Genomic DNA, 20,182 nt, shown 5'->3' with positions numbered 1-20,182 from the left:
ATGGCGGTGTGGGCTCGGCGCGCGGCGAGCCTCCGGGTCCCCGGCAGCGTCATGCGATCACCTCCTGAGCAGCAGCACGGGGACGACCACCGCGGCGAGCGGCGGGACGAGCCGGTTCACGACGTCGGTCGTCGTGGCGAACCAGTGCTCGGTGACGAAGATGATGTCGCCGGCGGCGAGCTCGACGTCGCCCCCGCGGCCGGCGACGAGGGCCTTCAGGTCGGCGACATAGACCCTCGGGCTCGAGAGCGGGCCGCGGATGATGCGGATGTCGGCGTTGTCGGCCTCCTTGGTCGTGCCGCCCGCGATCGCCAGCGCCTCGGTCAGGCGCATCCCGGACCGGAACGGCGCGAGGCGCGGCGAGCGCACGTCGCCGAGGACGACCACGCGGCGGCTCCGCGCCGGGGGCACGAAGAGGAGATCGCCGGCGCGGAGCCGCACGTTGTGCCGCGGATCGCCCTGCATCGCGCGGCTCAGGCTGATCGGCAGCGCGGCGCCGTCGCGGAGGATCCTCGCCGCGTCGAGGTCGGCGGCGTCGTAGAGCTCGCCGCCCTCGTCGAACGTCTTGAACCCGCCGGCCGACACCACGATCTCCGCGACGCGCGCGTTCGGCCTGAGATCGTACGCGCCCGGCTTGTCCACCGCGCCGACCACCGTGACCCGGTGCCCCGAGGCCTGGACCACCTGCAGGCTGGCGCGCCCGAACGGGTCGTACGGCTTCAGCGCCTGCTCGACCCGCTTCTCCGCCGCGACGAGCTCGAGGCCGCCCACCTCCACGTCCCCGGCGAGGGGCACGTGGATGCGCCCCAGCTCGTCGACGGTCACCGCCGGCACGTCGATCGGGTCGACCGACGTCGTGCGCAGGCGGAGCACGTCGCCCGGGAGCACCTGGAAAGGAGCGGGCGGCGTGTCGGCCACGCCGCTCGGCTCCACCTTGGCCGGCGGCGGGAACTGCTTGTCGTCCGCGAGCAGGTTGGGCGCGGGCATCGTGTTGCTGCACGCCCCGGCGAGCAGCGCGACGAGCAGCGCCGCCGGCGCCGCGAGCAGCCTCTTTCCGGCGTCGCGGCGCCGGACCGGGCGCGGAGGATCGACGTCCCGGCGGCGCCGCCGGGCCAGCGAGTGAGCTGCCCTGGCCAGCCGCGGCGCCAGAAGTTCGGCGTCTTCGACCATCTTCGCCAACAGTCCTAGTATACTCCACACGGATGACGCAATGCGCGGCCCGCGTGTGACGAGGACCCGAGCCCTCCGCGAGAGGTCGGAGCGGGGCGTCCACGGCCGGCGCGCGCGCTGGAGGGCCGGTTGATGGACGGTGCGACCGACGGCGGCGTGCACGCGCTCAGCGCGACGACCCGACTCCTCGATCGAGCGGCCGCGGAGCGGCTGCGCGACGACCTGCTCCAGGCGGCGGGGCGCGGCGCGCGCGCGTTCGTCCTCGATCTCGGCGCCGTGGAGGTCTTCGACCCGATCGGCCTGTCGGTGCTCCTCATGACGCGGCGGGAGGTGCCGGCCGGCGTGCGGATCGCGATCGCGGCGCTGCGCCCGCCGGGCCAGACCGTCGCGAGGGCGATGCGCCTGCACGAGGTCTTCGACATCTTCGCCGACGTCCGTGCCGCGACATTGGAACTATCCCGCTGAGCTCGCCTTCGCGCGAGCTCAGGCCGCCCGGCTGTGGTAGGGTCGGCCGCGTGACCACCTTGCCTTTCATCGAGCCCACGTCGACGGGCGGCCGCGCGAGGTCACTCTGCATGTTCGCCGTCACGTCGAAGCGGGCTTGTGCGGAGCGAGTGGTCCGGAAGGACGCCATGGAAGCCAGCAGATAGCGACCTCGCCCATTGCGAGCGTCGATGACGCCGTCGCGCGACATCGCAAGGCTGCGACGCTGCGACATTGCATTGGCCGCGCGTCGATGTTTCGTCTCTGTTTCCGAGCGAGTCCTTCGTGTGCTTGCCCTGCGGCCGAGTCGCGGGGAGCCGCCGCGCCTTGTGCGCTCGAGCGAGCCGTCAGCCTTGATTGTGGCTGGATCGTGTAACTCCTCATACCGGATTCGTCCGGGCCGGCTATAGTAACATTCACGTGACATGAGCATGGAGTCGCATCGACACGCATCGACCCGACAACGAGGTTCGGGCGTGCGGACAGGGGGCGCGCGGAACGCCGTCCCCCTTCCGGGAGCGACGGCGGTGGCGACACGGCGGGCGCGGCCCGGGTCCGGTCGCTGAGGAGGCTTCGTTTACAATGGCTCGCACACAGAACGATTCGGACCCAGCAGCCCACGAGGCGGACGAGCCCCGGACGGGGACTCGGCTGGTGTCGTCCTCGGGCTCGGCCGGGCAGTCGGTCATGCTGATCGGGGAGAGCGCGCCGATGCGCTCGCTCAATCGGCAGATCGAGCGCGTCGCGCGGAGCGACGTGACGGTGGCGATCTTCGGCGAGAGCGGGACGGGCAAGGAGCTCGTGGCGCGCGCCATCCACCAGCGCGGGCCGCGCGCGGCCGGTCCGTTCGTGGCCATCAACTGCGCGGCGATCCCCGAGGCGCTGCAGGAGGCGGAGCTGTTCGGCCACGAGCGCGGCGCCTTCACCGGCGCGACGCACGCGCGCGCCGGGTGCTTCGAGCAGGCGAACCACGGCACGCTGCTGCTCGACGAGCTCGGCGAGATGAGCATGTCGACCCAGACGTGCCTCCTGCGCGCCCTGCAGCAGCGCGCGATCCGGCGCGTCGGCGGGTCGACCGAGATCCCGCTCGACGTGCGCGTCGTGTGCGCGACCCAGCGGGATCTGCGCGCGGAGGTGGAGAGCGGCCGCTTCCGCGAGGATCTCTACTTCCGCCTGGTCGTGTTCCCGATCGAGGTGGTGCCGCTCCGCGAGCGGCGGGAGGACATCGCGCTCCTCGTGGACCACGCGCTCGGGGTGCTCGAGGGCGGCCGGCGGGTGCGGGTGCGGCGCGACGCGCTCGACGCGCTCGAGGCGTACGCGTGGCCGGGCAACGTGCGCGAGCTGTTCAACATCGTGCACCGCAGCATCCTCTCGTGCGAGGGCGGCGAGATCACCGCGGCGGATCTCCCGGAGTACGTCCGGCGGGCCCCGGCGCCGGCGGCGGTGACGCCGCTCGCCGAGATCGAGCGCGCCGCGATCGAGCGCGCGCTCGCCGCGTGCGGCCAGAGCGTCACGAAGGCGGCGGAGATGCTCGGGATCAGCCGGGCGACGCTGTACCGGCGCGTGGCCCAGTTCCGGGCCGAGGGCGACGACGCCCTGTCCCCGCTGCAGCGGCGCCCGCGCGTCCTGCGCCCGAGCGACGCGCCGAAGGCGCAGGCGTCCCCGAGCCGCCTGCGCCGCCCCCCGGCGTCGAGGCGCCGCGGTTGCCGGGCGACCCAGCAGAGCACCGACTGATGATCCCAGGCGCGCGCCGCCCCGGCGCGCGAGCGCGGGAGCCCGCGGCGGCCGCCGGCCTTTCGGCCCATGGAGGCCAGCGGCGCGACGGGACGTGGACGACCTGCGCCAGGGTGGGTGGACTCTGCAGGTCCCCTACCCTCGCCCTCGACTGCGCCAGGGTGGGTGGACTCTGCAGGTCCCCTACCCTCACCTTCGGCGAAGGGTAGTCTCCCACCGCCGTGCGGCGCGGAGGTCGGCTGCGCGGAGACGCAGCTCCGCGCAGCGCGGCGCGAGGCGATCCCGTGCAGCACTGCCGGCGATTGAAGGCCGCGCGCCTTCCGCGCTCTCCCGCTCGTGCTCGTGAGCGCATCGAGAGGGTGGATTCATCATGACCACTCTCGATCGACGTTCGCTCACGGTTGCCGTGACCTGTGTTCGGTCAGAGAGCTAACAGCATGGTTCCGGGTCGACGGACAGATACCGTCGCAGTATACATCGACGCATTTCGCGCGCAATTTCCGCGGCCTTTTCGTCGGATCCCTTGCCGCGTTTGTCCGGTTGAAGCGCGTTCCAGCAGCGTTTTGCCCGCTCGCCAGGATCGATGTTTCGCCTTGACAGATTGACGCCTTTTATCGAATCTCGATCTCAATGAGAATCAAGGCAATCCTCTCAGCCCTTGCCGCCGCGTCCCTCTGCGCCGAGGTCGCATATGCTGCGCCCTCGCACGCGATATGCGGAGATCTCGGCTCGGCGCTGGGTGTGGGCCTATCCAATTTTTCCGCCGCCGGCGATTGGCCCATGACCGCCGCGCAGGAGGCGGGGGTCGATTGGAATTTCATCTATCTCTACATCTTGCCGACGGATGATCCGAAACCCGCCGTGCAGAGCTACCTGCTCTCGAAGATCGAGGCCGCGAAATCCGTGGGTGCCATCCCGGTATTCACGTTCTACCAGCTCCTCCAGATCGGGCAGCGCGCCGACATCGACGGGAGCGAGCCGGAGATCGTGCAGAAGGTGCTCCAGAACAAGGGGCTGATGCACGAGTACTTCGAGAGCTTCATCTTCTTGCTCCAGACCTCGGCCATGGCCGACGTGCCCGTGATCGTGCACGTCGAGCCGGACTCGTGGGGCTTCATGATGTGGGCCATGGGCGTCGAGGGGAACGCCGACGCGACCTCGGTGCCGGTCGCCGTCGCGAGCTCGGGGCACCCCGACGTCGCCGGGTTTCCGGATCACGCGGGAGGCCTGGGGCAGGCGCTCCTGAAGCTCCGGGACCAGCACGCGCCCTCGGTGCGCATGGGATGGCACGCGTCGAACTTCCGTGCAGGCCAGCATCCCGAGGTCGTGACCGGCTTCTACTCGTCCATGGGGGACTGGGACGTGCTGGTGGGCGAGAATTTCCACCTCAGCACCGACGAGTCGACGTGGTGGGAGCCGCTGGACGAGGCGCTCGTGACGGCGAACCTGACCTGGCTCCGAACGGTCACGTCGAGCGCCAAGGTGCCTTTGATTTCGTGGCAGCAGCCGATCGGGAGCACGGACTACCATTTCTTCGACGGGAACCGGACGTTGCTCGAGCGCTTCGCCGCGGCGGGGCTCGGCGGCGTGATGTTCGAGCTGCTCGGGAGCGGCGATCCCGACGGCTTCCGGGCCACCGGGAAGCTCGGCGCCGTCCCCCCGTCGCAATCGGCGGCCGGCGGGACGGCGGCCGACATGCGCGCGCGGCTGTCGGCCTACTCGGAGAGCCCGCTCGCATGGCCCGCGGGGTCCCCGTGCGCGCAGGGCGGCGGCTCGGGCAACGGCGGCTCGGGCAACGGGGGCCCGACGGGGAGCAGCGGCTCGAACGGGAGCAGCGGCCCGACGACGGGCAATCCCGGATCGCCGAGCGGCGGCTCGGGCGGCGGCGCGCCGGGGAGCGGCGCCGAGAACGGGCGGATCGTGGGCGTGGGGTGCCAGATGCAGGCCGGCACGGAAGGGGCCAGCGGGATGCTGGCGGCGGGCCTCGGCGCGCTCGCGGCGGGGCTCCTGCGGCAGCGCCGGGCGCCGCGGGAGCGGCGCGATCGGCAGGGCGCCTGAGGGAGACCGGCCCGGTGCGGCCGTGGGCGCTTCAAGGTGATCGAGGCGGGGCGGGGTGCGCGGGCGCCCGCCGCCGCTCGTCCAGATCGGCCAGCAACGCCTTGATGGCGCCCGGGTCCACGGGCTTCGTCAGGTGGACGTCGAAGCCCGCCTCCGTCGCTCGTTGCTTGTCCTCCTGCTGGCCCCAGCCGGTCAGGGCGACGAGGACCAACTCCTTTCCCCACGGTTGCTCGCGGAGATACCGCGCGACCTCGTACCCGTTCATCTTCGGGAGGCCGATGTCGAGCAGCGCCACGTCGGGGCGAAACCTCGCCGCGACCTCGGCCGCCTGACGGCCGTCGTACGCGATCTCGATGGCATAACCGAGCACGCGCAACAGCATGGCCAGGCTGTCGGCGGCGTCGGAGTTGTCGTCCACCACCAGGACGCGGCACCTCGACGGCGATGGGGATGCCTCGCGCGCCTCGCCCGGCGGCGGCGCCGCCGGCGCGCGCTCCTCCGCGAGCGGCAGCCGGACCGAGAACTCGCTGCCCTTGCCTGGACCGTCGCTCCTCGCGGCGACGCGCCCGCCGTGGAGCTCGACCAGCCCGCGGACCAGCGACAGCCCGATCCCGAGCCCGCCCTGGGACCGCTCGAGCGCCGGGGATACCTGGGAGAACATCTGGAAGAGCCCGGGGACGTGCTCGGCGGCGATCCCGATCCCGGTGTCGCGCACCGCGATGACGACCTCGCCGCCCTGCCGCTCGACCGAGAGCCGGATGCGGCCGCCCGGATCGGTGTACTTGGCCGCGTTCGTGAGCAGGTTCGAGAGCACCTGGGCGAGCCGGGTCGGGTCCACGTCGAGGTGGATGGGGCCCGGGGGGACGTCGACCGTGAGCGCGTGGCGGGACGCGTCGATGAGCGGGCGGCTCGCCTCGATGGCGCTCTGCACGACGCTCGCGAGCTCCACCCGCTCGCGGCGGAGCCGGAGCTTGCCGCGCGTGATCCGGGAGACGTCGAGCAGGTCGTCGATGAGCCGCACCATGTGGGCGACCTGCCGCTCCATCATCGCGCGCGCCCGCTCGGAAGCCGCCGGATCGGACGCGCCGAGCCGCAGGAGCTCGAGGCCGTTCCGGAGCGGGGCGAGCGGGTTCCTGAGCTCGTGGGCCAGGGTGGCGAGGAACTCGTCCTTCCGCCGGTCGGCCGCGGCCAGCTCCTCCATCCGCCGCCGGAGCTCCTTCTCGAGCTCCTTCTGCTCCGTGACGTCGCGGGTGATGGCGCACACCGTCTCGACCGAGCCGGAGGCGCTGAGCTCGGGGCCGAGCCAGGAATGAAAGCACCTGGGACCGGCGGGCGACGGGTACACGAACTCGAGGGTCGTGGCCTGGCCCGTCGCGAAGACGTGCCGCACTTGCGCGTCGACGGGCGCGCAGAGCTCCTCGGGCATGCCGAGGTCCCGGTTCGTCTTTCCCAGGAAGGCCGAGGCCGGGAGGCCGGTCGCCGCCGCCACCTGGCGGTTGACGTAGAGGTGCCGGAGCTCCCGGTCGAACCGGGCGACGAGCGCCGGGATGTTCTCGGCCAGGGTCCGGAACTCCTGCTCGCGCCGCCGGAGCGCGTCCTCGTCCCGGTTCCTCTCGGTGACGTCCGGCGCCACCGTCGAGACGTACTCGATCGGCCCGAGCCGCTCGGAGGCGCGCAAGAAGGCGGAAGCGTCAACGGGCGGGGCTCCATTGACCAAGGCGGCCTTCTGCCCGTCTCCCTTCCGGGCAAGCCCGGTCGCGTCGTCGACCCGGTGGAGGATGTGCTCGACGGCGCCGTCCGCGCCCAGGATGGGCGTGTGGGTGATCGACCAGCACCGCTCCTCGAACCCGCCGCCCTGCCCGGCCGGACGCCGGACGGCGTACCGCTGCGCGGCCACCGTGTCGGGGGCGCGTGTCGCGAGCACACGGGCGAGCGAGGCGCGCACGTCCGCCGCGGGAGCCGCGGCCGGATCGGACGGGTCCCCGGGGAAGACATCGAAGAGGTGCCGGCCGACGAGCGCGTCCCGGGCCATCAGCGAGGCGCGCAGGTACGCGTCGCTCGCGGCGACGACCGTGAGGTCCGGGGCGAGGAGGAGATCAACGCTCGGGGAAGCCTCGAAGACGGCCCGGAAATCGGGGGGCGAGGCCGGCGAACGAACGGGAACGGTCCCGCCGGCCGCGGTGGCGGCGTCAGCGTCGGTCGGGTGTGTCATGGCCATTCACCGCGCCGTCGGGCGGAACGCGCCGACCGGCAAGCGGGTCAGCTTGCCACGTCGTGAGCGAGGCGGAGTCACGTCGCAGACGTCCTTCACGGAGCGGGGATCCGGGCGGGGTGGGCGCAGGGCGTCGCTCGCCGCAAGAGTGAGGACGAGGGGACGAGAGGACCTGCGGCCGCGACGAGGGGCGGCGTGCACAAGCTAACAGATGGAAGCGCGGCCATCAATTCACGTGGGCCGATGGGGCGCTGCACGTCCGGAGAAGCTCTGAGAGACCATGTCGAAGGATTGTCGAGACGACGATCTGGTTCGACCTGCCAGAAGTCTTGGCAGGGATCACGGCGGGAGAAGAGAAATTCAACGCAAAGGCACAAAAATACAGCGAAAATTCTGGTTTGCGCCTTTGCGCCTTTGCGTTGAAATCTCTCGGGATCCCTGGCCAGACCTGTGAGGCACGGAACCAGGCGGTTTTCAGGTGAGAGGGCAAGCCCGTGTCGATCGCTTCTCTCCCGGTATCAAGGGCTCGCGAGCGAAGACCTGGCCAAAGCAACTCCTTGTGATCTCCCGGAAGCGAGCCCCCGCCGGAAAGAGGCCCCATCTGTCCCGATAGGGACCGGGTGCTGGCAACGCCCTCGAATCGCCGCCTCGGCGAGCGACTCATGTTCAACAACCCACGCGGCCTCGGAGGCCATCACCCCCTCGCGCCGGCCGCGCGCAGCCCCGGCCGGTAGCAGCGCTCCAGCGCCGCCCGGACGTCGCGCACGGTCGAGACGCCCGACAGATCCACGCCGAGCGACACGAGCGACGCCGCCACCCGCGGCGGGACGCCGGCCAGGATGGCCTGGGCGCCGAGCAGGCCGGCCGCGCGGACGAGGCGCACGAGGTGGCCGGCGGTGCTCGCGTCCATCCGCGAGACGCCGGTGACGTCGAGGATGACATGCGCGGCGCCTTCGGCGGAGATCGCCGACAGGACACGATCCATGATGGACGCGGCGCGCGCGTCGTCGACGCCGCCGATGAGCGGCGCCATGAGCACGCGGTCGCCGAGCCGGATGAGCGGCGTGGACAGCTCGTCCGCGAGCTGCGAGAGCAGCAGCCTGCTGCGCTCGAGCTCCTCGTTGCGCTCGCGCAGCTCGGCGGTGCGCTCCTCGACCTTGCGCTCGAGCGTGGCGTAGAGGAGCGCGTTGTTGATCGACAGCGCCGCCTGCGCCCCGAGCAGGCTCGTCACGTGCAGCCGATCCGGGGTGAACGCGCCCGTCGTGAGGTTGTTCTCGAGGTAGACCAGCCCGGCCAGCTCGCCCCGGTCGAGCAGCGGCGCGCAGAGGAGCGAACGCGGGCCCGGCGCCTCGCCGAACGTGCCGGCGAAGCGCGGGTCGGCGGCGGCATGGTCGAGGACCAAAGGCTCGCGGGCGCGCTCGACGTAGCTCACCACCGCGGCCGAGAACCCGAGATCCGGCGCGCCCTCACCGACCCGGAGCGACGCGGCCACCGCGAGCTCGCCGGCCCGCGGCAAGAGCAGCAGGCCGCGCTCCGCCCCGGTGTTCTCGAGCAGCACCCGCATGAGCTGATCGAGCAGGCGATCGAGGACGATCTCGCTCGCAACGGCGCGCGCCGCCTTCAGGATGGATCCGACGTCGAGCCTCGGCGACAGCGGCTCGGTGGTGACGTTGCCCGCGGTGATCGGGCCCGGCGCGCCGCTCGGGGGCGCGACGCTCGCCGAGCGCCGGCGCAGGAGCTGCGCGTGGGCCGCCTGGAGCTCCAGGACCTTGGCGCGCGCGCCCCAGCGGCGGTAGCCGTGCAGCGCCTCGACGAGGTACGGCTGCGCGAGCCGCGGCTTGTCGAGCGCGAGCAGGTGCCGCCCCGCGAGCTCGCAGCCGAGCGCCGCCTCGTGGATCTGGCCGCTCGCGCCGGCGCGCTGGATCGCCCGGTCGTACCGGTCGAGCGCCGCCCAGGGCTCTCCCGCGAGGCGCAGGCGCTCCGCCTCGACGAGATCGTGACGGTGGCCGAAGCTCTCGGGGGAGCCCGCGGCCCAGGCGCCGAGCTGCCGCTGGTTCGCCGCGACGCGCTCGAGCCAGGCGGGCCGCTCCGCCGCGCCCACGGACTCGGCCCGGCGCAGCCAGGCGAGCGACGCATAGGTGTTCGCGGTCACGACCGGCAAGAAGCCGGTGATGAACGGGGCGAGCTGGGTCGCGAGCTCCGCGTGGCGACAGGCATCCTCCTGGGCGCCCAGCAGATAACAGAGGACGAGCTTGTAGATATGATAATAGGCGAGGGCCATCTGGTTCTGGCCCGCGTGCGCCAGGTGCTCCCGCTCCGAGAAGCCGTCCCCGTCGAAGGAGGCGATCCACCCGTCAGGCCTCGTAAGCGCGGCGACGAGCCGCGCGAAGACGACGAACGCGTCCGCGGCGTGGCGGTTGTTCGTCTTCTGCACGAAGGCGAGCGCCCGCTCCACCTCCGCGTGGACGTCGGCGAGGCGGGCGCCGCCCTCGTACGTCGCGCCAAGCGTGCTGAAGAACGTGTACCCCGCCATCTGGAGGTTCCCGTTCTCGAGCAGGGACGTGAACGCCTGCCGCGCCACAGGCAACGAGTCCGCGAGCGGGCGCGACCAGTGGCTCGTGAACAGCGCGTAGATGTGGGCGCAGTTGCCTTGATCCAGCCGGTCGTCGAGCCGCGCCGCGAGGTCCATGCCGAAGCGCGCGGAGAGCTCCCCGGTGCGGTAATCGTTCCGCAGGAGGTAATAGATCAGCGTCGTCGTCGCGATCGGGAAGCTGAGGCCATGGCAGGGGCCCGCGTCGAGCACGATGTTCCACGCCATGAGGCCGAGGACCCCGTTGTACAGCGGGTCCACGAAGAAGCTGGTCGGGCACAGGATGCCGCAGATCTTCGCGGCCTTGCGGATGCGCTCGTCCTTCACCGGCGGGGCGTCGAGCAGCGCGCGGAGATCGCGCCCCCCGAGCCGCGCCTCGAGCCGGCCGAGGTCCCGTTCGAGCTCCGCGGCGGTGACCGACGCGGGCAGCTCGAACCCGAGCGCCCCGAGGATCGTGCGGCCGGCGAGCAGCGCGTCGGCGTACCGGCCCTGCATCGTCCGCTGCATGATGTGCAGGGCGTACACGTCCGCGAGCGCGACCGGCGAGGCCTCGCGCTCGAGGAGGGTCGCAAAGAGGGCGTCGGCGTGCGCGAAGTGGGCCGTCAGGAACTCCGCCTCCATGAGGGCGCGGTGCAGCGCGGAGGCGAGCTCCGGGAGCGCCGTCCAGGCGTCCGCGGGCAGCAGCGCGACGCCGTTCGTGAGGAAGAAGCGCGCCTGCTCCGGGGCGCCGGCGTGCAAGGCGCGCTGCCCGGCGGCGAGCTCGATCCGCGCGACGTCGAGGCGCTCGGCGGGGTCGTCGAGCAGGTCGAGCGCCCTGCCGAGGTGGTCGGCGGCGTCATAACGCGTCGCGTCGCCCCCGGAGCGGCGCGCCTCGGCGAGCAGCAGCCGGCCGAGCCGCAGGTGCCACGCGAGCCGCCCGTCGCCGAGCAGGCCGGCTCCGGCCTGATGGATGCGGTCGTGGGCGAAGCGCACCTCGCCGGCGACCACGTTCACGAGCCCCTCGCGCTGGGCGGGGCGCAGCGCCTCCTCGAGCTCGGCGGCGGGCCACACCAGCGCGGCCCCGAGCAGCGGCAGGGGCGCGTGATCCCCGGCGCACGCGGCGACGGCCAGGACCTCGCGCGTGCGGGGCGGGAGCTCCGCGATCTTGCGGGCCAGGAGCTCGCCGACGCTCTCCGAGACGGCGAGCCGCTCGAGAGCCGCCTCCTCCCACGTCCAGCCGCCCTCGCCGGCCGAGAAGCGGATGCACCCGGCGCTCATCAGGTCGCGCAGCGCGCAGCGCAGGTGGAACGGGTTGCCCTGCGTCCTCCGGTGGAGCCCGGCGGCGAGCTGATCGAGGTCGGCGCCGGCCGCCCGCGGCGCGAAGGTGTCGGCGAGGAGCGCGCGGACATGCGCGGGCTCGAGGTCGTGGAGCGTCACGGTCCGCGTCGAGGCGCCGCGCCGCTCGAGGTCCGCCAGGGCGGCGCGGAGCGGGTGCGACGCGTCGACCTCGTTGTCGCGGTACGCGCCGAGCAGCAGGAGCCCCGGGCGGCGATCCTCGCCGAGCAGGTGCGTCAGCAGCCCGAGCGACGCGGCGTCGATCCACTGGAGATCGTCGAGGAACAGGACGAGCGGGCGCTCGGGGCTGACCAGCGCGCCGAGCAGGCTCGAGAAGAGGTGGTTGAAGCGGTTCTGGGCCTCCTGCCCGGACAGGACCGGCGCGCTCGGCAGGTCGCCGAGCAGGGGGCGGAGGCCGGGAATCACCGCGAGCAGCGCCTGACCCAGAGCCCCCACCGCGGCGCGCGCGGCCTCCTGCTTCTGCGCGTATTCCTGCGCGGGGAGCCCAAGAACACGCGCGGCGAGCGACTCCATCGCCTGGACGAAGGGGCCGTAGGGCGTGGTGCGCGCGTACTGGTCGCATTTGCCCGTGACCAGCGCGCCGCCGGCCGCGGTGACCTCCTCGCCCAGCTGCGCGACGAGCGAGGTCTTGCCGATGCCGGAGTAACCGGCGAGCAGCACGACCTCGGCCCGGGAGGCGCTGCGCTCGAAGGCGGCGCGCAGGGCCGAGAGCTCCTCGTCGCGACCGTAGAGGCGCGGCGGGGCGCTCAGCGCGAGCGCGGGGTCGGCGCGGCGCAGCGGGAACGGGGTGATCGCGCGGCCCGCGTCGAGCTGCTCCAGGCAGCGGCTCAGGTCGTGCACGACGCCCTCGGCCGACTGATACCGGGCGTCCGGGTCCTTCTCGAGCAGCGCCATCACGAGATCGCTGATCGGCGCCGGCACGGAGGCGTCGCGCCGCGCCGGGGGCGACGGGCGCTCGGCGAGGTGCCTGTGGAGGAGGTCGAGCGGATCGTCCGATACGAAGGGCGGCTCGCCCACGAACAGCTCGTAGAGCAGGGCGCCGAGCGCATAGAGATCCGCCCGGTGATCGAGCCTGCGCCTCATACGGCCCGATTGTTCGGGCGCCATGTACTCCAGCGTACCGGCCGGCGCCCCGAGGTCGGCGTCTAGCTGCGCGCCGCGCACGCCGAGGCCGAGATCGATGATGCAGATCTCCCGGGTGCCCGGCGAGACGAGGACGTTCGAGCCGCTCAGGTCCCGGTGGATGACGCCGGCCTGATGCAGCCCGGCGAGCGCGCGCGCGATCGAGGTCGCGATCTCGACGCGCTCGCGCAATGTGGGGTGATGCTCGGCGACGAAACGCCGCAGCGTGAGGCCGTCGAAGTGCTCGAGGTACAGGACGGGTTTGCCGTCGATGGCACCCCGCCCGTATGCCTTGCGGATCCCGGGCACCGAGAGGCCGCGCAGCAGCTCGAACTCGTTGTCGAGCGCCGCCTCCTGGTGCTCGGTGACGAGCTCGCCGGTCGGCTCCTTCACGGCCACCAAGGCGCCAAAGGGGGTGTCGCTCGCCGTGTGGACCGTGAAGCCTGTACCCAGATGAAGGATGGTTGATTGCATATCGGCTCACCCCGGCAGAACGACCGCGCGGCACACACGTCCACATCCGCGGCCTCGGGCGGTGGGCTGGCCGCGCGTTATGGCGAGCGCGCCGGCGCGCGGCCAGAAAGGGCGAACGATTTGCGTCATGGCGCTCGTCTTCAGAATGCAGCGTAGCGGCTCCGTCCAGAGCAGCAAGTTGCAAGCGCGGTTGGTGTTCGCAGGCCCGCAGGGGCTGCACTCGACCGCAGAACGTGCGCGTTCTCCGCGGCGAGGCCCCGTGGAAAACGCGTTTTCCGTGGTGGCATCGTCCCTGCATTGATCCCCGACGGACCGACGACAAGGGAGGAGCGCATATGAACGACGCCTCGAAGAAAATCCTGGTACCGGTCGATCTGGAGGAGGAGTCTTCCAGCGCCGTGGCGCTCGCCGCGGACCTCGCCCAGCGGATCGGGGGCGAGGTCGTGATGATGCACGTCTACACGCTGCCGCAGTACGCGTACGCGGGCGTGAACATCGCGCTCGTGCCGGAGACCGTCGCGAAGATCGGCGCCATCGCGCGCCGGGCGCTCGAGGGCTATGCGAAGGAGCACGGCGGAGTGCATTTCTTCCTGCGCGAGGGGGATCCGGCGGAGGAGATCCTCGGCGCGATAAAGAGTGAGCGGCCGTACATCGTCGTGATGAGCACGCACCGGCGCAAAGGGATCTCCCGTTTGCTGCTCGGGAGCGTGGCGGACAAGGTGACGCGAAGGAGCCCTGTCCCCGTCATCACGGTGGCGCGGGGGCGCGAGCGCGCGCGGCGGGGCGAGGAGGGGCCGGATGTGTATCACCCCTCGATGGGCGTGAAGGAGCTCGACCTCGCGGTGCCTTGAAGTCCACACATCAATTGGGGATTCCCGCCTTCCTGTGAGGCCCTTCTTGGAGCGGTGGCCGCAGCCGCCGCGGTCGAGGATGGCCGCCGCTGGCGGTATTCTAGGACACCGATCATGTTGATCGAGCGAGAAATCGAGCGCCAAGGACGCCAAGGCGCCAAGGACGCCAAGATATTCTCTTCTTCTTGGCGTCCTTGGCGCCTTGGCGCCTTGGCGTCCTTGGCGCTCGATTTCTGCTCGTTTCTGGCTGGTTCAACCCGCTTGTCGCTCTACGGGAGCTGGCGCCGACCCGCAGGGCATAACTACGATCCGGGGCGACGCCCGTCGGTCAGCGTCCACGCGCTCCAGTGGGCGTAACGACCCGACGCGTGCACGCGGCGCCATCCGCGGTCGGCCAGCGCCCGCGCCAGCACCTCGCGGAACCAGGCGTGGGTGACCGCGAGCACGCTGCCGCGCCGGGCCGCGAGCTCGATCAACCACTCGGCCGCCTCGCCCGCCTGGCGCTGCGCCGCGGGGGACGCCGCCTCGGCGCGGAGCGCGCCGTACGCCTTCCGGAGGCCGATCGCGAGCGCCCAGACCGCGAGGGGCACCCGCGCGCTCCCGAGCAGCGGCGCCGGCTGCTCCAGCTCGCGCAGCAGCGCCGACGTGGCGATCTCGGCGCCGGGGACGAGCAGCTCGGCCGAGGCGCGGGCGCGCGGCAGATCACTCGCGACCACCGCGCCTACCTGCATCGCCAGGGACCGGAGCGCGGGCGGCGGCATCTCCCCGGGCGCCAGGGCCGCGGTGTCGTAGGCGTCGCGCCAGCGCTGGAACCCGGTGGCGTCGATCCAGCCGGAGTGGACGTGCCCCGAGCGGCCGTGCCGAACCAGGATGATGCGCGCGCTCAACGTCGGTCCTCGCGGGGCTCGCCCAGGGGAATCGCAGGCCCCCTCGCGGCTGTCAAGGCGCGGGCCGCGAGCGCAGCGGCCGTCGGGGCGAGAGGTGCCCGTCGTTCACCTCGGCGAAGGGGAGCACACGTCGGCCACGACCGGCTCCGTTGACACAAAGGGCGGCCGTCCCGGTAACCTGAGATCTGCTCTGCAGGTGTTCCCAGGGATAGCAGCGGAGAGCGGGCATGTCGCAGGTAGTAGAGCTTGAAGTGACGGCGCCGTTCGCGACCGGTGGCGCGGGCGTGGGCGTGACCTCGCGGGTGACCCACGAGAGGGAATGCGCCATGCTCGCCGAGGAGAGAGCGGCCGCCGCGGTGACGATGCGCCCCCGGGCGCGCGCGCTCGCCCTGGAGGCGTCACCCGAGCTTCGATCGTCGCTCCGCGGCTTCGTCGCCTTCGCTCCGTGCAGGATCGAGATGGCGACAGGACCACGGCCGTGATCGACACGCTCTGGCCGGGCAGCCGCGTCGGGGACTACGTGATCTCGGAGTTGCTCGGCACGGGCGGCCTCGGGACGGTGTACCGCGCGCTACCAGCGGCGGGCGGTCGCGGGGTCGCGGTGAAAGTCTTTCGCGAGGGGCTCGACGGCACCGCGGCCAAGCGCTTCGCCAGAGAGGTAAAGGTGCTTGCGCGCCTGCGGCACGAGTCCATCGTGGCCCTGCTCGACCACGGCGTGCTCGCCGATGGGCGACCCTACCTGGTCACGGAGCTCGTGGTGGGCGAGCAGATCGACGCGCGGCAGAGGAGGAAGCCGTTGCGCCTCGACGAGGCCGTCGAGATCATCCGGCGCATTGCCGAGGCGCTCGCGTACGTGCACGCGCAGGGCCTGGTTCACGGAGATATCAAGCCGAACAACATCATGCTGGCGCGGGCCGGAAAGCCTGTGCTCCTCGACTTCGGGCTCGCGGCGCCGATCGGGACGGGGATGCTCACGAGCACCGGCATGATCACCGGGACACCGGGGTACATGGCTCCGGAGGCGCTCCAGGGGCACGCGCGCGCACCGGCGGTGGACGTCTTCGCGCTGGGCGCGGTCGCGTACGAGCTCCTCTGCGGGCGGCCGCTGTTCCTCGGGTCCTCGCTCGGCAATGTGTTCAGCCGGATCTTGCAAGACGAGCCGGATCCGCCGTCGAAATGGAACCCGAGCCTCCCGCGCGAGCTCGACGCGATCGTGCTGGGCACGCTGAAGAAGGATCCCGCGCGGCGACCTGCGGCCGGCGAGCTCGCCGCGGCGCTTCGTCACCTGAAGACCTCGCACAAGCGGAGCCCGGGCGCGCCGCTGCCTTCCCCCGCGGCGCCCGCCTCGTCCGGGCACGCGCAGCTCGCGATGGCGACGACCCTCGACATGGTGCCGCCCGCCGAGCTGCCGGCCGAGGCGGCGCAGCTGCTCGAGCGGCCGGACGTGGTCGGCGTCCTCCTGGTCACCGCGGGCGACAAGCGCGGCGGCTGCCACGCGATCTCCGGCGACGTCACCCTCGGCCGGGCCCCGCAATGCGAGGTCCGGCTCGACGTCCCGTCGGTCTCCCCGCGGCACGCCCGCCTGCGCGTCGCGGGACACGCGGTGACCGTCCAGGATCTCGGCGGCGGCACCTTCGTCAACGGCCAGCGCGTCGGCGAGGCGGTCCGGATCGAGCGCGGCGACGCGCTGCGCGTCGGCCAGGTCACGCTGCTCTTCGTGCAGCGCCGATCGGTCGAGGCGGCGGAGGTGCGCCGCCGCCTCGACGCGCTCGACCAGCGCTGGCAGCGGATGATCGACGCGGCGGCCGCCGGCGGGGCGCGCTTCGCCGAGGAGAGCCGGCGGCTCGTCGACGAGCTCCTGCGCGAGGCGATCGGCTTCCGCGTCGAGCGCGAGGTCCCCTTGCGCCGGGGCGTGGTCGGCTTCCTCGTCGAGGCGCCGATGCTCTGGATCCGCCACACGCGGTTCCCGATCCTCTTCCTGCAGCACGACGACGATCCGGCGCTCGTCGACCGGCTCGCCGAGTTCCTCCAGGCCGCGCAGCTCCTCGGGTACTTCATCGTCCTCGTCGCGGTGGCGTCGCCCGGCGGGGCGTCCGGCGCGCGCGCGCTGCGGGACCGCCTCAGCGGATCGCCCTACCTCTACGACTTCGTGGTGCTCGAGCGCGAGCAGCTCGCCTCGCTCGCGGTCGCCAGCGAGGCGCGCCGCTTCGTCGAGATGATCCTCGAGCAGGGCACCGATCCCAGCAGCCTCTCGCCCTACGTCGTCCGCGGCCCGGTTCCCGAGAACATGTTCTTCGGGCGCGAGCGCGAGGTGAAGACGCTCACGCAGGGCATCGGCACGCGCAGCTTCGCCGTCGTCGCGGGGCGCCGCATGGGCAAGAGCTCCATCCTCCTGCGCGTGCAGCGCGCGCTCGCGACCGATCCGCGCTACGAGCCGCTCTACCTCAGCTGCGAGGATCGCCCCACGTGGGGCGAGTTCCTGGCGATGCTCGGCGGCGAGGGCGGCGCCGCCCCTGGCGCGGCGGAGGATCCGGCGCTCGCGCGGCCGCTCATCGCCGCGCTCCGCGAGCGCGCTCGGGGGCGGACGGTCGTGTTCCTCCTCGACGAGATCGACGGGCTGCTCGCGCACGACGCCGCGCGCGGCGGGCGGCTCTTCCGGGCCCTGCGCGCCGTCGCGCACGAGGGGCTCTGCCGGTTCGTCTTCTCGGGCAGCCGAACGCTCTACCAGAAGCTGCACGATCCCGGCTCACCGTTCTTCAACTTCTGCGAGGAGATCCTGCTGCGTCCGCTCGACGACAAGGCGGTCGAGGCGATCGTGCGCAAGCCGATGCAGCAGCTCGGCTTCAGGCTGCCGAACCCGGAGCGCCTCGTGGCCGAGATCGCGCAGGTCACCTCCTCGCACCCGAGCCTCGTGCAGATGGTCTGCCAGCAGCTCGTCGCCGGGAGCCTCGATCGGAAGGTCACGGCCGCGGACGTCGAGCGGGTCGCGGCGCAGCGCGAGCTCCAGCGCGATTTCATCGAGACTGCCTGGAGCGACGCGACGCCGTTCGAGCGGATCGTCAGCCTGCTGTCGGCCGGACCGACGTTCTCGCTCGAGGAGCTAGGGGCCGAGGCGCGGCGCCGCGGCCTCCCCGACGACGGGCGCGTGGCCGAGGCGCTCGAGATGCTCGACCTGTACAGCCTCGTCGCGCCCGACGGGGACCGGTACCGCTTCGCGATGGCGTCGTACCCGGCGATGGTGCGGCGATCACACGACGTCGAGGCGCTCATCGCGGGCCTCCTGAGGAGGGCTCGAACGTGAGCTTCCACCTGCACGGGCCGCTCGATCCGGACAGCCCGCTCTTCGTCGGCCGGGAGGAGGAGCTCGCCCAGATCGAGCGCTGGCTCCGGCGGGGCGACGCCGTGGGCGCGGTCCTCGGCGGGCGGCAGAACGGAAAGACGAGCGTGCTGCTGCGGGCGCGCGAGCGCGCGCGGACGTGGCAACCGGTCGCGTTCGTCGACTTCCAGGCGGTCGCCGGCGCCGATCCGGCGGCGTGCGCGCGCCACCTCGCGGAGCAGATCGCCGATCAGCTCGGCGGGGCGCTCCGTGCCGCGCCGCCGCTCCCCGAGAGCGCGGGCGGCCTGCAAGGGTTCCTCCGGGCGGCGGTCAGCGCGGCGCAGGCGCCGCGGGTCGGCCTCTTCCTCGACGAGCTCGGCGTGCTGCCGGAGGAGACCCGGCGCTGGCTCGGCTCGGCGCTGCGCGCGTCGTTCAACCTCCGGCTGGTCCACCGCGAGCTCGGCCGCTGGACGTTCGTCCTCGCGGGCGGGATCGAGCTCTGCGACATGGCGGTGCACCGCAACTCGCCGCTGCGCAACGTGCTCGACGAGATCTACCTCGGCGACCTCTCCGAGGCGTCGGTGGCGGCGCTGCTCGCCGCGGCCGCGGCGCCGGGGCTCCCCGCCGCGCGCGCCGCGGAGCTCTGCGCCTGGACGGCAGGGCAGCCGTACCTCACGCAGGCGCTGGCCGAGCAGGCAGCGCGCTGCGGCTCGCTCGAGGCGGCGGCGGCGGCGCTGCTGCGCGCGGAGACGCACAACCTGCCGCACGTCTTCCACGCCATGGACCGCGAGGGCCTCGAGCCGACGTTCCAGCGGATCGTCGCCCAGGAGGTGGTCCCCTTCACGCGCCTCGACGACGACATCGCGCGGCTCGAGCTGATCGGCGTGGTCCGGGACGAGGCCGGGCTCTGCCGGCCGCGGAACGCGCTCTACGCCGCGGCGGCGCGGCGCCGGTACGGGCTCTGCGCGCCGGAGCCGGGGCCGGCGCACGAGCGGCCGGGGACCGCGGCGCGCGGCAGCGCAGCAAGCGAGGCCTCGATGACGTTCCCGCGCAGCCTGGTCGAGGCCCTCCGCAGCAAGCGGCTCGTCCCCTTCGTCGGGGCGGGCGTCGCGATGGCGGTGCGGCGGGCCTCCGATGGAAGGTCCCTCTTCCCGAGCTGGCCTGCGCTGCTCGCGGCGGCCGCGGCGCGCCTCCGGGAGGAGGATCGCCCCACCGAAGCGCGGCTCGTGGACGCGCTCCTGTCGATGGCCCCGCCGCGGCTGCTCCAGGCGGCCGAGGAGGCGAGGCGCGCGCTCGGGCCGACCTGGAGCCGCTTCCTCGTCGAGCAGCTCAGCCCGGACGCGAGGGACGTGCAGGAGGCGTCCCTGGAGCTCGCGCGGCTCGTGTGGGGGCTGGGCAGCCAGCTCGTCATCACCACGAACTACGATGCCGTGCTGCGCTGGGCGTGCCCCGATCCCGGCAACCTGCGCGAGTGGAACATCGAGACGCCGAACGGCCTGGTCGAGCACCTCCAGGGGGCGCTGAGGCGGCCGACGGTGTGGCACCTGCACGGGACCATTCACCACGTGGACGACATCATCCTGACGCCCGACGGGTACACGACGCTGTACCCGACGGGCCCCGCGGACGAGGTGCGCTACCGGGCCGCGCTGGAGTCGCTGCGCGCGCAGATGGCGGGGCGGACGCTGCTCTTCGTCGGCGTGAGCCTCGAGGATCGGGTGTTCGGCGACCAGCTCCGCTGGATCGCCGAGAAGTTCCGGGGCGCGGCCGGGCCGCACTTCGCGCTCGTCCGGCGCGAGGACCGGAAGGCGTTCGAGCAGCGCGCCGCGGGGCTGCCGGTGGAGGTGGTCGAGTTCGAGGGGTTCGGCGAGCCCCTGCACGCGCGGCTCCGCGCGCTGGCCGCGGCGGCGCGGGGGTGAAGACAAAGAAGGAGCTGAAAGCGCAATCCCT

General features: G+C 72.6%; 11 protein-coding genes. 7 read left to right on the top strand and 4 right to left on the bottom strand.

What is annotated here, in order from left to right:
- Positions 1-57: 57 nt before the first annotated feature.
- The gene (locus tag WMF43_RS18260) at positions 58-1,170 is read right to left on the bottom strand and encodes an SLBB domain-containing protein (protein ID WP_437681772.1); all 1,113 of its coding nucleotides are present in this window, start codon (positions 1,168-1,170) and stop codon (positions 58-60) included.
- Between the two features lie 132 nt (positions 1,171-1,302).
- Here WMF43_RS18260 and WMF43_RS18255 point away from each other — a divergent pair, with 132 nt between their 5' ends.
- The 3 genes from WMF43_RS18255 to WMF43_RS18245 all read left to right on the top strand — a co-directional run bounded on the left by WMF43_RS18255 (position 1,303) and on the right by WMF43_RS18245 (position 5,445).
- Positions 1,303-1,635, top strand: a complete 333-nt coding sequence (locus tag WMF43_RS18255; RefSeq protein ID WP_437681771.1) for an STAS domain-containing protein — start codon at positions 1,303-1,305, stop codon at positions 1,633-1,635.
- Positions 1,636-2,235: 600 nt separating this feature from the next.
- Positions 2,236-3,387, top strand: a complete 1,152-nt coding sequence (locus WMF43_RS18250) for a sigma 54-interacting transcriptional regulator (protein ID WP_437681769.1) — start codon at positions 2,236-2,238, stop codon at positions 3,385-3,387.
- A gap of 780 nt (positions 3,388-4,167) precedes the next feature.
- The gene (locus tag WMF43_RS18245; RefSeq protein ID WP_437681767.1) at positions 4,168-5,445 is read left to right on the top strand and encodes a hypothetical protein; all 1,278 of its coding nucleotides are present in this window, start codon (positions 4,168-4,170) and stop codon (positions 5,443-5,445) included.
- Positions 5,446-5,476: 31 nt separating this feature from the next.
- Here the strand turns inward: WMF43_RS18245 and WMF43_RS18240 are convergent, their stop codons facing one another.
- Together WMF43_RS18240 and WMF43_RS18235 are read right to left on the bottom strand one after the other, a co-directional pair.
- Positions 5,477-7,657: a hybrid sensor histidine kinase/response regulator gene (locus tag WMF43_RS18240; protein WP_437681765.1), complete on the bottom strand. Its 2,181-nt coding sequence runs from the start codon at positions 7,655-7,657 to the stop codon at positions 5,477-5,479.
- A 694-nt stretch (positions 7,658-8,351) separates the two neighbouring features.
- Positions 8,352-13,178 (bottom strand): AAA family ATPase, encoded by a 4,827-nt coding sequence (locus WMF43_RS18235; protein ID WP_437681763.1) that lies wholly within the window; start codon positions 13,176-13,178, stop codon positions 8,352-8,354.
- Positions 13,179-13,513: 335 nt separating this feature from the next.
- On the opposite strand from WMF43_RS18235, the gene WMF43_RS18230 reads away from it, so the two are divergent.
- Entirely contained in the window at positions 13,514-14,029 is a 516-nt protein-coding gene (locus tag WMF43_RS18230) for a universal stress protein (RefSeq protein ID WP_437681761.1), read from the top strand.
- Between the two features lie 302 nt (positions 14,030-14,331).
- Here the strand turns inward: WMF43_RS18230 and WMF43_RS18225 are convergent, their stop codons facing one another.
- Positions 14,332-14,916 (bottom strand): hypothetical protein, encoded by a 585-nt coding sequence (locus WMF43_RS18225; protein WP_437681760.1) that lies wholly within the window; start codon positions 14,914-14,916, stop codon positions 14,332-14,334.
- A 227-nt stretch (positions 14,917-15,143) separates the two neighbouring features.
- Here WMF43_RS18225 and WMF43_RS18220 point away from each other — a divergent pair, with 227 nt between their 5' ends.
- The 3 genes from WMF43_RS18220 to WMF43_RS18210 are packed head-to-tail and all read left to right on the top strand — an operon-like array spanning position 15,144 to position 20,151.
- On the top strand, positions 15,144-15,398 hold the full coding sequence (locus WMF43_RS18220) for a hypothetical protein (RefSeq protein ID WP_437681758.1): 255 nt from the start codon (positions 15,144-15,146) through the stop codon (positions 15,396-15,398).
- On the top strand, positions 15,395-18,217 hold the full coding sequence (locus tag WMF43_RS18215) for a protein kinase domain-containing protein (protein WP_437681757.1): 2,823 nt from the start codon (positions 15,395-15,397) through the stop codon (positions 18,215-18,217). The genes WMF43_RS18220 and WMF43_RS18215 overlap by 4 nt, the downstream gene beginning before the upstream one ends.
- The gene (locus tag WMF43_RS18210) at positions 18,214-20,151 is read left to right on the top strand and encodes an SIR2 family protein (RefSeq protein WP_437681755.1); all 1,938 of its coding nucleotides are present in this window, start codon (positions 18,214-18,216) and stop codon (positions 20,149-20,151) included. Before WMF43_RS18215 ends, WMF43_RS18210 begins: the two co-directional genes overlap by 4 nt.
- Positions 20,152-20,182 lie beyond the last annotated feature (31 nt).

This window comes from Sorangium sp. So ce131 (assembly GCF_051519095.1).
GTDB lineage: Bacteria > Myxococcota_A > Polyangia > Polyangiales > Polyangiaceae > Sorangium.
The sequence above is the reverse complement of the archived record's forward strand: the minus strand, read 5'-3'. Positions and strand labels throughout refer to the sequence as shown.

Coding starts and splice junctions, on each gene's coding strand:
- WMF43_RS18260 (WP_437681772.1), bottom strand. CDS start 1,170: ATGGTCGAAGACGCCGAACTTCTGGCGCCGCGGCTGGCCAGGGCAGCT.
- WMF43_RS18255 (WP_437681771.1), top strand. CDS start 1,303: ATGGACGGTGCGACCGACGGCGGCGTGCACGCGCTCAGCGCGACGACC.
- WMF43_RS18250 (WP_437681769.1), top strand. CDS start 2,236: ATGGCTCGCACACAGAACGATTCGGACCCAGCAGCCCACGAGGCGGAC.
- WMF43_RS18245 (WP_437681767.1), top strand. CDS start 4,168: ATGACCGCCGCGCAGGAGGCGGGGGTCGATTGGAATTTCATCTATCTC.
- WMF43_RS18240 (WP_437681765.1), bottom strand. CDS start 7,657: ATGACACACCCGACCGACGCTGACGCCGCCACCGCGGCCGGCGGGACC.
- WMF43_RS18235 (WP_437681763.1), bottom strand. CDS start 13,178: ATGCAATCAACCATCCTTCATCTGGGTACAGGCTTCACGGTCCACACG.
- WMF43_RS18230 (WP_437681761.1), top strand. CDS start 13,514: ATGAACGACGCCTCGAAGAAAATCCTGGTACCGGTCGATCTGGAGGAG.
- WMF43_RS18220 (WP_437681758.1), top strand. CDS start 15,144: ATGTCGCAGGTAGTAGAGCTTGAAGTGACGGCGCCGTTCGCGACCGGT.